The sequence below is a fragment of the Catenibacillus scindens genome (assembly GCF_014202115.1).
Classification (GTDB): domain Bacteria; phylum Bacillota; class Clostridia; order Lachnospirales; family Lachnospiraceae; genus Catenibacillus; species Catenibacillus scindens.
In genome coordinates, this window is the sequence record NZ_JACHFW010000022.1 from 15,398 (window position 1) to 29,235 (window position 13,838).

Here is a 13,838-nt window from a genome sequence, read left to right on the forward strand (position 1 = left end):
ATATATATCTTCACTCTCCACTATTGGAAAGCGAATCAAAAAGGAAGTCGAAATCTTCCTCTTTTGGCTGCTTTACCTGACATCTGACCGGAAAACTGCTTCATCATCTTCTTCATCTGGTCAAACATCTTCACCAGCTTGTTCACCTCGCTGATGTCTACACCGGCGCCTGCGGCAATGCGCTTCTTCCGGGACGGATTCATAAGATCCGGATTAGCCCGCTCCTGGGGCGTCATAGATAAAATAATGGCTTCGGTGCGCTTCATCTGAGCCTCGCTGTCATCTAAAGATACATTCTTTAACGCAGCGCTGTTGACACCGGGGATCATCCCCAAAAGATCACCAATATTTCCCATCTTCTTGATCTGACTCATGGAATCCAAGAAATCATCATAGCCAAACTCCGCCTTTTTAAGCTTTCGGTTCAGCTCTTTTGCCTTCTCCTCATCAATCTGAGCCTCCGCTTTCTCAATGAGAGTGAGGACATCGCCCATGCCAAGGATTCGAGAAGCCATTCGGTCCGGATAGAACTGCTCCAAATCGGAAAGCTTTTCTCCCATACCTACATAGAGGATAGGTTTGCCGGTTACAGCTTTAATAGACAGCGCCGCCCCACCCCGGGTGTCGCCATCCATCTTGGTCAGGATCACGCCGTCAATACCAATGCGCTCGTTAAAAGTCTTGGCAACATTCACCGCGTCCTGTCCGGTCATAGCGTCCACCACAAGGAGTGTCTGATGTACATCTACAGCCGCCTTGATATTCTCCAGCTCCTGCATCATATCCTCATCCACATGCAGCCGGCCTGCCGTATCCAGGATCACTACATTAAATCCGTTGGTTTTAGCATGTTCAATGGCCGCTTTGGCGATATTCACCGGATTATTTTTATCACCCATGGAAAACACAGGAACGTCCTGCTTCTTACCGTTGATCTCCAACTGCTCAATAGCAGCCGGCCGGTAAATATCGCAGGCTACGAGCAAAGGCTTTCTTCCTTTCTGCTTGAGCTTTCCGGCGATTTTGGCCGTGGTCGTCGTCTTACCGGCACCCTGTAGACCTGCCATTAATATAACAGTAATCTCATTGGCCGGTTTGAGATCAATCTGGGTGGTCTCACTTCCCATGAGGGAGATCATCTCTTCATTAACAATTTTTATAACCATCTGTCCCGGCGTCAGGCTGGTCATTACGTCCTGACCAATGGCCCGCTCCGTCACAGAATTGATAAACTGCTTGACAACTTTGAAATTAACATCCGCTTCAAGAAGGGCCATCTTCACTTCCTTGAGCGCTGTCTTAACGTCAGCCTCCGTCAGCCTGCCCTTGCTCCGCAGATTCTTAAATACATTTTGAAGTTTTTCGGATAAACTTTCAAAAGCCATAAGGCTACCTCCAAATTCTGTCCATGTACTGTTTCCATCCTGCCGGTCAAAGAGTAACAGTTCAGCCCTCCATCTCTGATGCCTGAGCTATTACGTCAAAGATTCTCAAGGATCTGTCTGGAGATCTCCTCAATCTTTTCAACAGTCCGTGTCAGCTCTGAGTTTTCCAGTGCCAGCCCTTCCATACTCTGGGCGCAGCACAGAATCTCTTCCGCTTTCTTCTTTGTATCCAGGAAGCGCTCCACAAGGTGCAGTTTTTCCTCGTAGCCGGCAAGCTGACGGTTGCACCGGCGGATAATGTCATGCACCGCCTGTCTACTGATCTCATGTACCTGCGCGACCTCTCCCAGAGACAGATCGTTGAGGACAAAATCCTCATATATGTCTTTCTGATGGCTTGTCAGCAGTTCGCCGTAAAAATCATACAGCAGGGACTGCTCTAATATCTTATCCAAAAAAGCACCACCTGTCAAGTACTTTTACTTTACAGGTGGTATTGTAACTGATAAAGATACCCTTTGTCAACTGTTTTTTTTAAAATATTGCCTTGGGGGCTTTTAAGATGGGCCGGTAGCCCTTTTCTTTCAGAGCGTTAAAGATTTTGTCTTTATGTTCGTGGCCGAAAGCCTCAATGGTGATCACCAGCTCTACAGCGGCGCTCCGATTGACGCTGACAAACTGATTGTGTTCCAGACGGATGACATTTCCCTGGAGATTGGCGATGACTGTGGCCACATTAACCAGCTCGCCTGGCTTATCGGGAAGGAGTACGGATACAGTAAATACCCTGCCTCTCTGGATCAGGCCATTTTGAACAACAGAGGCGATGGTGATTACGTCCATATTGCCGCCGCTTAATATAGATACCACTTTTTTATTTTTCACATTGAGATGTTTAAGGGCAGCTACCGTCAGAAGGCCGGAGTTTTCCACAATCATTTTGTGATTTTCCATCATATCCAGAAAAGCACCGATCAGCTCGTCATCTTCCACCGTAATGATCTCGTCAATATTTTTCTGGATATATGGGAAAATTTTGTCCCCCGGCGTCTTTACGGCAGTGCCGTCGGCAATGGTAGTCACGCTGGGAAGGGAAACTACTTTGCCCGCTTCAAGTGATTTTTGCATACAGTTAGCCCCGGCAGGCTCTACGCCGATAACTTTAATATTGGGGTTTAAAAGTTTTGCCAGTGTGGAAACGCCGCTGGCCAGTCCGCCGCCGCCAATGGGGACAAGAATATAATCTACGGTGGGCAATTCCTTAACGATCTCCATAGCAATAGTTCCCTGTCCAGTAGCCACATCCTCATCGTTGAAAGGATGGACAAATGTGTAGCCGTTTTCTTCCGCTAGCTTTTCGGCGTAAGCACAGGCGTCATCGTAGACATCACCGTAAAGCACAACCTCGGCGCCGTAACTCTTTGTCCGGTTGACTTTAATCAGCGGTGTAGTCGTAGGCATTACGATCACTGCCTTTGTGCGCATTAATGAAGCGGCGAAAGCCACGCCCTGTGCATGATTTCCTGCGGAGGCCGTGATCAGTCCTCTGGCTTTCTCCTCATCGGAGAGGGTACTGATCTTATAGTAAGCGCCACGAATTTTGTAAGCACCGGTATACTGCATATTTTCCGGCTTAAAGTAAACCTTATTTCCCGTCTGGGCGGAAAAATAATCGCTATATACCAGTTTTGTAGGCAGAATCACTTTTTTCACGCACTCGCATGCTTCTTCAAATTTCTCCAGTGTCATCATTTTTATCAGGCTCCTTATCTATATAGTTTAATCGTTTTCATCGCCGCCCTCTGGAGTCCCTGTTGTAAACAGAGCGTCAACAAAGGCGTCGGAATCAAATTTCTGCAGGTCATCAATCTTTTCGCCCACGCCAATATATTTCACCGGCACTCCAAGCTCCGCCTGAATGGCAATGGCAATACCTCCTTTGGCTGTGCCGTCCAGCTTAGTCAGGACAATACCTGTAATGTCCGCCACTTCCTTAAACTGACGTGCCTGGGACAGAGCATTTTGCCCGGTAGTCCCGTCCAAAACGATGAGTGTTTCCCTGTGGGCCTGTGGAAATTCTTTATCAATGATCCTATTGATCTTGCGCAGCTCTTCCATAAGATTTTTCTTATTGTGGAGACGCCCCGCTGTATCACACAGTAAAATGTCAGCGCGGCGTGCCTTCGCCGAGGCAATGGCGTCAAAAACGACAGCCGCCGGATCTGAGCCCTCCTGTCCGGCAACCATATCAACGCCGGCCCGATTGGCCCACTCTCCCAGTTGCTCTGTAGCTGCAGCGCGGAATGTGTCCGCTGCCGCAATCAGCACTTTTTTGCCCGCCTTTTTATACTGGCCGGCCAGTTTTCCCACAGATGTGGTCTTTCCCACGCCATTGACGCCAATGACAAGGATAACGCTTGTCTCATTTTCAAAATCGTAGGCGTGTTCGTCCACAGACATCTGTGCCTTAATGGACTCCACGAGAAGCGCTTTGCACTGGGCTGGCTCTTTAATGTGCTGTTCTTTTACTTTTTCTTTTAATTCCTCAATAATGGCTTCAGTGGTGTGGACGCCAAGATCTGCCATCACTAAAACCTCTTCCAGTTCCTCATAAAAATCATCGTCGATATGGGAAAATCCGCTGAAAATGTAATCAAATCCTGCGGCAATACTTTTTCTTGTTTTGGTCAGCCCGGCGACAAGGCGCCCGAAAAAACCTTTCTTTCCTTCAGCCATAGGATACTTCCTTCCTCTCTTTTTGTCCCGGCGTCCCGGCCGGGTCTTTTCTCTTAATCATCCAGTTTGCTGTCAATAAGACTTACAGATACAAGGGTCGATACGCCCTTCTCCTGCATGGTAATTCCGTAGAGGACATCGGCGGCGTTCATTGTCCCCCGCCGGTGGGTAATAATAATAAACTGTGTATCTTTTGTCAGATTATTCAAATACTGGGCATAGCGCTTAACGTTGGCGTCATCCAAAGCCGCCTCAATCTCGTCCAGAAGACAAAATGGCGAAGGTTTAAGGCTCTGGATAGCAAAGAGCAGGGCAATGGCCGTCAGTGCCTTTTCCCCGCCGGAGAGCATCATCATATTCTGAAGCTTCTTTCCCGGCGGCGAGGCGATAATGCGGATACCTGCGTACAAAATATCCTCATCCTCCATCAGCTCCAGGGATGCCTTTCCACCGCCAAAAAGCTCCTTAAATACCCGGTCAAAATTTTTCCCGATTTCTTTAAACTTCTCTGTAAACTGCTGGCGCATAGCCTTATCCAAAGAATCAATAATGCCGTTTAATTTAGCCTCCGCTTCCACCAGATCGTCATGCTGAGTCTTTAACAGGTCATAGCGCTGGCTCACATTTTCATACTCTTCAATGGCGTTGACATTCACCGGTCCAAGCTTTCGTATTCCCGCTTTCTCTTCGTCAGCGGCTTTTTTTAGAGCCCCGATACCCATAGACAAAAGTTCGTCTTTTTTAAGCTCGTAGGCGCTTCCGAGAGTCAGCTCATACTCCTGCCACATGTAATTGGTCTGGGCAGTTTTATCTTCCTCAAGTTTTTCTTTCTGGTGATTTAAACGAAACTGCTCTTTATCCAAAACACCCAGTCGGTCTGACAGAGTCTCCCGTCGGGTAAAGAAATCTCTGTGATCTTTGGAGATAAGCTCTTTTTTCTGAGTTAATTCTTCCAGTGTCCCTCCAACCTCTTCAATAACCTGATCCAACCGCCGGATCTCTTCGGCGTAGCCGTCGGCCACTTGCTGCCGCTGGGCCAGTGTATCAGCGCTTGTATCCATATCCCGGCGGATGGTTTCAATATCTTTTTGAAGGCTTTCCATCTCGCCGCGGACACGGCGGATATTTTCATCATCAAAGGAACGGCTCTGATCAAGCTTGGAAAATTCCAGACGCAGCCCTTCATTGGCCTGACCAAAGGCTTTCTCCTCCTGCTCCATCTTTTCCAGCTTTTCATTGTTGTCGGCCACGAATTTTTCAGCCTCGCCTCTCTGGTCATCCAACAACTTTATCTGGTCGTTAAGTTTCTGACGGCTCTGGGAGATATCGGCCACCTGCCGGTTTAACTCCTCATTTTCGTTGGAGAGCTGAGCGTAGCTCTCATCCCCGGCACTTTTGGCTGATTTTGCCTGATTCAAAGTCATTCGCACTGTATTTTCATTGAGGGAAAGCTCCTGAAGGCTGCGGGTCACTTTTTCCAGATCTTTGCGCACCCCACTCCGCTCTGTCTGGAGCCTTGCCTGATCCTGGTTCAGATCGTCGATCTCCTGCTTAATAGTCTCCACTTTTTTGGAAAGCTCGTCCAGTTCCCTGCTGCGGCCCAGGAGATTTCCTGAATTTTTATAAGCGCCGCCGGACAAAGAACCTCCGGGGCTTAGAGATTCCCCGTCTAAAGTGACGATTCTAAGAGAATACTTATATTTTCGCGCCAGGGACAATGCGTGGTCAATGTGATCCACAACAACAACCCGCCCTAAAAGGAAGCGGACCAGTGTTTTATATTTTTCCCGGCAGGACACAAGGCTGTCCGCCAGGCCGATGACCCCTTCTTCCCCTAAAACTTTTGGGTCCGGGCCGGAGCCCCGGACAGTAATGCTTGTCAGTGGCAAAAAGGTAGCCCGGCCAAACCGGTTTTTCTTTAAATAGGCGATCAGGTCTTTGGCAGTCTCCTCGTCCTCAGTGACAATGTTCTGGATACTGCCCCCCAGGGCAATCTCCATGGCGGTCTCATACTTTTTTTCCACTTTAATAATGTCCGCCACAACGCCAATGATCCCTGGACAGACTTTTTTCTGCTCCATCACCCGCTTAATGCTGCTGCCATAGCCCTCATAGCGCTCACTGATATTTTTCAGAGCGTAATATCTGGAATTGGCACTGTGGAAATCCTGCTGCTTCGCGCTCACCTGCTGGCGAACCTGATCCAGACGGCGGCTGATCGTCTCATTCTGTTTTGTCAGCGACGCTTTCTGTGTGTTGGCCCGGTCCAGGGATTCCAGCACCTGCTTTAACTCCTCCTCATATCCGGCCACCGCTTCCTCCTGCTGAGCCTGCTGGCTCTTTAAGACAATAAGGCGCTGATTTAACTCTGCCCTGCGGATATGTATCTGTTCTTCCATGGTGTCATAGCGGCCCATTTTCTCCCGGACAGAGGCGGCCTGATTCAAAAGATCAATAATGGCGCCATTTTTCTCATCAATCTCCCTTTTCACCTTTGAGGACGCCGCACTCATAGCGGCCAGCTTCTCATCCGCCGCGTCACGGCGGACTTTCAGCGCATCCATCTGCTCTATAATCCCAGTTCTTGACGTCTCGTACCGGGCAATATCCGATTTTTTCTCCAGAATACTTTCTTCCAGTTTTTCAATACGGATCTGACCGTTTTCCACGTTCTGACGGATAGAGTTCATCTGCTCCCCGGCAAGTTTAAGCTGTCCGGAAAGCTTTTCCCGGTTAATGCGGCTCTCGTTTTGCCTGACACGCTTTTCCTCGATGGCCTGGTCATAAGATTCCATCTCCTGCTCCAGGCGGTCATATTCTTCTCTTGTCTTGTCCAACTGCTGCTGTGTCTGATTTATATCGTCATTAACAATTTCAAGCTTCTCATCCACCGCCCTCATATCCTCTTTAATCTTACTGTACTGGGCTATGTAGAGGTGAACATCCAGCAGTTTTAAATGATCCCGCATTTTCAGATAAGTCCTGGCGGTGTCCGCCTGACGCTTTAAGGGTCCCACCTGCTTTTCCAGCTCGGACAAAATATCGTTAACCCGGCAAAGATTCTGCTTTTCAGCTTCAAGATTTTTCTGAGCGGCCTGTTTGCGCTTTTTAAACTTTACAATTCCGGCAGCCTCATCAAACAACTCCCGCCGCTCTTCCGGCTTTCCGCTTAAAATTTTGTCGATCTGACCCTGTCCGATAATGGAGTAGCCTTCCTTTCCGATACCCGTGTCAAAAAACAACTCCTGAACGTCTTTCAACCGGCAGGCGCTGCCATTGATCAGATATTCGCTCTCACCGGAACGGTATACCCGCCGGGCCACAGTGACCTCGTCGTAGGCAATGGCCAGTTTGTGATCAGAATTATCCAGGGTGATGGCGACATAGGCAAAACCCAGAGGCTTTCTGCTCTCAGTACCGGAAAAAATAACGTCTTCCATCTTTGACCCCCGCAGCTGTTTGGCGCTTTGCTCTCCAAGCACCCACCGCACAGCGTCCGCCACATTACTCTTTCCGCTACCGTTAGGGCCTACAATACCGGTGATCCCCTTATGGAATTTCAGGCTGATCTTATTGGCAAAGGACTTAAAGCCCTGTATTTCAATACTTTTCAGGTACATATTTCACCAGCTTTTCTATTGGATTTTACGATTCTTTGATCAATCCCGGATTTTCTTTAAGCATAATAATAGACTTGTAAGCCGCGTCCTGTCCGGCAGACTGTTTTGTCCGTCCCCGACCGGTACACAGCTTAATATCCCCAACCATGGCCTGCACCACAAAGCTGCGGTTATGCTCCGGGCCCTGGGCCTCAAGAAGCTGATAAGTCACTGTATCTTTAACCTTACTCTGCACCATCTCCTGGAGAGCCGTCTTGCTGTCATGAAAAAGTTCTTTATTTTCCAGATCGTTAAGGACATACTGTAAGACAAACGTCCGGGCAACCTCATATCCCCCGTCCAGATACAGAGCGCCGATAACCGCCTCCAGGGCGTCGGATAAAATAGAATCCCGGTCCCTTCCTCCATTTATATCTTCGCCGTGTCCAAGGCGCAGATACTTGCCGAGCTGAAGCTGGCGGGCGCAGTAGGCCAGCGCAGGCTCGCACACAAGACTGGCCCTCTTTTTGCTCAGTTCACCCTCATGCATCTGAGGAAAATGGCGGAATAAAAGATCACTGCTGATCAGTTCCAAAACAGCATCCCCCAAAAACTCCAGCCGCTCATTATTGTAAAGCCGTTCAATATGATGTTCGTTGGCGTAGGAGCTGTGGGTCAGCGCCTGTCTAAGGAGTTTCTTCTGACGAAACTCATAGTGAATGGCATCCTGCAAATTTTCCATAAATTCATCTCCCTGTGATCTATTCCACGAGCAGTAAGCCAAGCGGCCGCGCCTGCTCGTCCATTTGACGGTGCTGCGGGGTAATTGACTTATTTACCCGCGATATGGCGGATATAATCCACCGCGCCCCGGACCTGGCAGAGGGCGTCCATCTGGTCTTCCGGAATCTCTATATCAAATTCCCGTTCTACCGCCATGGAGATCTGGAGCAGGTCCAAAGAATCTGCCCCCAGATCATTGATCAGATGGGTGTCCATAGTGATGGCCTCCCCGTCTGTGTTTAAAGTATCGGCAATAATCTTTTTCAGCTTTTCAAATTCCATGGATCAGGACTCCTTTTTATGGGCTTTGCCTTCCACTTCATCCGCTTTCGGGTCTTTAATATGCTCCCGTATCTTTCCGGGAATATCCTGGCGGGCAAAGGTAATACACTGTGCAATGGATGTTTTTATAGCCGTGGCGTCAGAGCTTCCGTGACTTTTAACAACAAGGCCGTTCAGTCCAAGCATCGGCGCGCCCCCATACCGGGAAATATCAAACTCTTTTAACGTCTTCTTCAAAGCGGATTTTGCCAAAAGAGCGCCGATCTTTGAGCGGAAAGTGGACATTAATCCCTGTTTTACTTTTTTGAGCAGGGCCATAGCCACCCCTTCATAGAGCTTTAAGATCACGTTGCCGGTAAAAGCCTCACACACAATCACATCGGCGCCTCCATTTGGAATCTCCCTGGCCTCAATGCTGCCGATAAAATTAATATCATCGCAGGCTTTAAGCAGCGGCATCGTCTCTTTTACAAGCTGATTGCCTTTTTCTTCTTCCGCGCCGACATTGACAATAGCCACTGTAGGATTTTTTCTTCCGAGAATATTTTCCATGTAGATTGATCCCATTTTCGCGAACTGGACAAGATGAGAGGCACGGGCATCCACATTGGCACCGCAGTCAATGAGCAGTGAAAAACCTTTTGTTGTGGGAATCAACGGCGCTAAGGGAGCCCGTTCCACCCCTTTGATCCGGCCCACAATAAACTGTCCGCCCACGAGGACTGCGCCTGTACTTCCCGCGGACACAAAACCGTCGGCCTTTCCCTCGCGGACAAGGCGCTGGGCAACAACAATGGATGAGTCTTTCTTTGAGCGGACCGCAGCCACAGGATGTTCATTATTGGTGATCACCTCAGAGGCATGGATAACTTCCATCTGATCCTTATTGTAGGAATAGGACGCAAGTTCACGATTGATCACACTCTCATCTCCCACGAGAATGACCTTTAAATCTTTATGTTCATTAATGGCCTCCACAGCGCCTTTGACAATCTCTGCCGGCGCGTTATCTCCACCCATGGCGTCTACAGCCACAGTTACGTTCTTCTGCATAAGTAATGCCTCCCAAAATACTAAATTGCCTGCTGCTGTTCAACCCGTAAACAGCAGCGATTGCCTTTAGTATATCTTATTCAAAAAAAAAGCGCAATAATCAATCCGACAGTTTTTCCCTCCCGGCGTCTCTGTGAAGGCTCTGATCTGCATCTTCTTTAAGATCCTTATGCATCTCTTTGTGCATTTCTCTAAAAAACTCGTCCCGCTCCCGGCTCCGTGCGTCCATGGAACTAACCGCGGCGCAGGCGTACAGCACAATCGCCACCGCCGCGATGACTAAACCGACAATTACCCCTAATAAAATCATTTTACTACTCCGATCAACATCACCGGGGGCCAACAACCTCAGGCCCCCACATCACCATCATTACCAAATATATTTGTCGTTTACTATAAATAGTATGATACAAGCGTCAAAATATCTTTTGACGCCTTCATCATATTATATGGCATTTTCGCGGAAATAGACGCCTGTCCCTGTTTTTTCCATGAAAAGAACTTCCCCCGAAATTCCGGGAGAAGTTTGCTTTTTGTCTATCTTTATATACACTGTTTATATAGGCTCTTAGCCCGATATCTTTACGGCCATTTTTCTATAAAGTCCTGGCCCGCTCTTCAATACTGCGCTTAAAGTTGATCACCTTGTGTTCATACTCTGTTTCCATAAATTTGGAAGTGATAATGAAATCAGCGGTGGCCTTATTGTTGGCAATAGGAATGTCATATACCTGGGCGATACGCAGCAGCGCTTTCACATCCGGGTCGTGGGGCTGAGCCTCCAGAGGGTCAGAAAAAAAGATCACAAGATCAATGCCTCCCTCAACAATCTTAGCACCAATCTGCTGGTCGCCTCCTAATGGGCCGCTGTTGTAGCCTTTGACCGGAAGTCCGGTGCGTTCGGCAATCATACGGGCGGTGGTGCCGGTGCCACACAGGAAATGGCGGCTTAATATCTCTTTATTGTCGGCGCACCACTCAATCATCTCCTGTTTTTTTCCATCGTGAGCAATAAGGGCAATGGTTTTCTGCTTTCCTATAGTAAATGTAATGTAAGAACTGTCCATGGTCTGTATCTCCTTTCCATTAAGTCCTTTTTTGTCACTCTACACACTTACTACTATAACACGATTATTGTTTATCGTACAGAAAAATTTGTAACTATTCAGCCATGCGGCTGGTTTAATAAAAATACGGCGCAAGTTTACTTGCAGAGGATTTTTTATTAAACCAGACATATGGCTAAATAGTTACAAAATTTTTTATTCCCAGAACGCGCGGTATAAAGCTCTGCACCGCACATCCACCATTTTTTTACTAATTTCTGTTTTTGTAAACACGTCAAAGCCGTGAAACGTTCCTTTGACATCGTGTAATTGAGCCGGAACTCCCGCCCGTTTCAAAGCTTTCCAATAATTCACCCCTTCATCGTGAAGGCAGTCATACTGTTCCACTTCTATATATGCCGGCGGCAATCCGCGAAATTTTTTTGACAGAGCCGGCGAGGCATAGCTGCGCCAGCCACAGGTACCGTTTTTCAGATAAATTTTCCACATTTTTTCCGACAGCCGGGCATTCCACACCGGACTGTCCTTACATTTTTTCATAGATTCGGTCTTCATCCGCGCATCCAGCACCGGATAAATAAGCATTTGAAAACACAGATTCCCTTTGGCCTCTGCCCGGTTTCTCAGGGCACATGCCGCCGCGAGAGTTCCTCCGGCGCTGTCACCGCCCACAGCGATTCTTTCAGGATCAATATGCAGGTTGGACGCATTTTCCCAGATATACTCAAGTCCGCTCCAGCAGTCGGTAAAGGGCACAGGAAATGGATGTTCCCCCGACGTCCTGTAATGGACAAAAGCCACCTGGCATCCGGCTTTTTGGGCATATTTTGCCATATATTCATGGATATATGGGGCTCCCTCCAGGCAAAATCCGCCGCCGTGGAAATATACCAGGCAGGGAAGCGTCCTATGCAAAGTCTCCGGCCGGTAAATAGTTATCTGTATTTTTTCCTTTTGCTCTGTACTGATCCATTTTGTCAACCGTTTGATCCCTCTGGGAGGGGCCGGCAGCTTCATTGAAGCCAGCCGGCGGTTTGCTATCCTCAGCATATGTGTAGAAAGGAGAGCCTTTGGCATAACAAATTTATTTATAAGTGGATAGCCCTCCGCCAGAGGGTACTTTTTATTTCGCAGCCGGCGCCACAGGAAGGCTGCTGCGACTCCTGCCATAAGCAGATATCTTTTTTTCATCACAGAATTTCTCCGTTGCTTTCTATAACCTTTTTATACCAGTCAAAAGATTTCTTTTTCCGGCGGGACAAATCTCCCGTGCCGTCATCGTATTTTTCTACATAGATAAATCCGTACCGCTTTGCCATTTCGCCGGCGGAGGCACTGACAAGGTCAATACAGCCCCAGGGTGTATAACCCATAAGATCTCCCCCGTCTTCCACAGCCTCCTTCATCTGGATGATATGATGCCTGAGATAGTCAATGCGGTAATCATCCTGTATAGTTCCGTCCTCCTCGATCTTATCAAAGGCACCCAGGCCGTTTTCCACAACCATTACCGGAATTTGATACCTGTCGTAGATTTCATTGAGAGAATAGTGCAGACCTTTGGGATCAATCTGCCATCCCCAATCGCTGGCTTTTAAGTAGGGATTTGCCAACCCTCCGATGAGATTGCCCTCAGCCTGGCGCTGATCCAGCTTCGCGCTGATACAGCCGGTCATATAATAAGAAAATGTATAGAAATCCACACAGCCTTCTTTAAGAATTTGGGTGTCTCCTTCTTCCATTTTAACACAAATATGATGTTCTTTGAAATACCGTTTCATATAGGCGGGATATTCGCCGCGAACCTGTACGTCTGAGCAGAACCAGTTTTTGACCCGGTTAAACTTCTGGCAGGCCACAACATCATCAGGATTGCATGTTAGAGGATACATAGTGGCAAAAAGCTGCATACAGCCGACCTTATACTCAGGGTCGATCTCATGGGCCATGCGCACTACTTCGGCGCTGGCCACAAACTGGTGATGAAGTCCCTGAAAGCGTAGCTGGGGGATATCCACCGGATGCATAAAATCCTTTGTTCCGGGGTTTAGTATTCCCTGGGAGAGAAAGCCGCCAAAGGGTCCTGTGGCGCTGTTAATCTCATTAAAGGTCAGCCAGTATTTTACCTTCCCTTTGTAGCGTTCAAAAAGCACCTGACAGTATTTTTTAAAAAGAGCGATCATCTCTCTGGATGCCCAGCCATTATATTTTTGTGTCAGAGCCAGAGGGACTTCATAGTGGGAAAGGGTGATCAACGGCTCAATATGGTATTTCAGGCACTGGTCAATGACCTTATCGTAAAACTCCAGCCCCCGTTCATTAGGCTCTTCCTCCTCCCCGGTGGGGAAGATTCTCGTCCAGTTTACGGAGAACCGGAAAACCTTAAAGCCCATTTCCGCTAAAAGAGCGATATCCTCTTTGTAATGATGATAAAAGTCAATGGCCTCATGGGAAGGGTAAAATGTTCCCTCCTCCAGAACCGGCGTAATCCTCTTTGGCTGGGTGTGGGTTCCCCCTGTGCAGATGTCCGCACAGGAGATTCCTTTCCCGTCCACATTCCAGGCGCCTTCACACTGATTTGCCGACACGGCGCCTCCCCATAAAAAATCTTTTTTAAATGGCATGATCCAACGCCTCCTTTATGATTTATAGGACACGGTCACAAGATCATCGTTTTCCGCAACCTGTTTTTGATCTGTAATCTTTATTTCTTTCATTTCCTCAGGATTGACCACCAGCACCGGCGTCTGGGTCACATAGCCCTTTTCTTTTAAAAGGGCCAGATCCACATCCAGCAATTGCTGTCCCCTCACCACTCTGTCTCCCTGCTGGATATAGTGCTAACTTTGCATGCGAGTTACACTAAAGTTCTGTTTTGAATATAAAAAGTCACGCAAAGCCTTATTTTACGCGATTTTTGCTTGCCAAACCTC

13 protein-coding genes are annotated in these 13,838 nt (G+C 48.0%); all 13 read right to left on the bottom strand.

Annotation, left to right across the window (positions count from 1 at the left end; genetic code table 11):
- Positions 1-35 precede the first annotated feature (35 nt).
- Positions 36-1,385, bottom strand: coding sequence for a signal recognition particle protein (ffh, locus tag HNP82_RS16675; protein WP_183776546.1), 1,350 nt, complete (start codon positions 1,383-1,385; stop codon positions 36-38).
- Positions 1,386-1,480: 95 nt separating this feature from the next.
- On the bottom strand, positions 1,481-1,840 hold the full coding sequence (ylxM, locus tag HNP82_RS16680; RefSeq protein ID WP_183776548.1) for a YlxM family DNA-binding protein: 360 nt from the start codon (positions 1,838-1,840) through the stop codon (positions 1,481-1,483).
- 79 nt (positions 1,841-1,919) lie between these two features.
- Positions 1,920-3,137 (bottom strand): threonine ammonia-lyase, encoded by a 1,218-nt coding sequence (gene ilvA / locus HNP82_RS16685; protein ID WP_183776549.1) that lies wholly within the window; start codon positions 3,135-3,137, stop codon positions 1,920-1,922.
- Positions 3,138-3,164: 27 nt separating this feature from the next.
- On the bottom strand, positions 3,165-4,121 hold the full coding sequence (gene ftsY / locus HNP82_RS16690; RefSeq protein WP_183776550.1) for a signal recognition particle-docking protein FtsY: 957 nt from the start codon (positions 4,119-4,121) through the stop codon (positions 3,165-3,167).
- A 53-nt stretch (positions 4,122-4,174) separates the two neighbouring features.
- Positions 4,175-7,741 carry a chromosome segregation protein SMC gene (gene smc / locus HNP82_RS16695; protein WP_183776552.1) on the bottom strand — a complete coding sequence of 1,189 codons (3,567 nt, stop codon included), beginning with the start codon at positions 7,739-7,741 and terminating at the stop codon, positions 4,175-4,177.
- A gap of 25 nt (positions 7,742-7,766) precedes the next feature.
- Entirely contained in the window at positions 7,767-8,462 is a 696-nt protein-coding gene (gene rnc, locus HNP82_RS16700) for a ribonuclease III (RefSeq protein ID WP_183776554.1), read from the bottom strand.
- 89 nt (positions 8,463-8,551) lie between these two features.
- Positions 8,552-8,785: an acyl carrier protein gene (gene acpP / locus HNP82_RS16705; protein ID WP_183776556.1), complete on the bottom strand. Its 234-nt coding sequence runs from the start codon at positions 8,783-8,785 to the stop codon at positions 8,552-8,554.
- A 3-nt stretch (positions 8,786-8,788) separates the two neighbouring features.
- Entirely contained in the window at positions 8,789-9,838 is a 1,050-nt protein-coding gene (gene plsX, locus HNP82_RS16710) for a phosphate acyltransferase PlsX (protein WP_183776558.1), read from the bottom strand.
- Between the two features lie 100 nt (positions 9,839-9,938).
- On the bottom strand, positions 9,939-10,148 hold the full coding sequence (locus HNP82_RS16715; RefSeq protein ID WP_183776560.1) for a hypothetical protein: 210 nt from the start codon (positions 10,146-10,148) through the stop codon (positions 9,939-9,941).
- Positions 10,149-10,434: 286 nt separating this feature from the next.
- Positions 10,435-10,905 carry a methylglyoxal synthase gene (locus tag HNP82_RS16720; protein WP_183776562.1) on the bottom strand — a complete coding sequence of 157 codons (471 nt, stop codon included), beginning with the start codon at positions 10,903-10,905 and terminating at the stop codon, positions 10,435-10,437.
- Between the two features lie 195 nt (positions 10,906-11,100).
- Positions 11,101-12,096, bottom strand: a complete 996-nt coding sequence (locus HNP82_RS16725; RefSeq protein ID WP_183776564.1) for an alpha/beta hydrolase — start codon at positions 12,094-12,096, stop codon at positions 11,101-11,103.
- Positions 12,096-13,529, bottom strand: a complete 1,434-nt coding sequence (locus HNP82_RS16730; protein ID WP_183776565.1) for a glycoside hydrolase family 1 protein — start codon at positions 13,527-13,529, stop codon at positions 12,096-12,098. Before HNP82_RS16730 ends, HNP82_RS16725 begins: the two co-directional genes overlap by 1 nt.
- A gap of 15 nt (positions 13,530-13,544) precedes the next feature.
- Positions 13,545-13,739: a PTS glucose transporter subunit IIA gene (locus HNP82_RS16735; RefSeq protein ID WP_330599689.1), complete on the bottom strand. Its 195-nt coding sequence runs from the start codon at positions 13,737-13,739 to the stop codon at positions 13,545-13,547.
- Between the last annotated feature and the right edge of the window lie 99 nt (positions 13,740-13,838).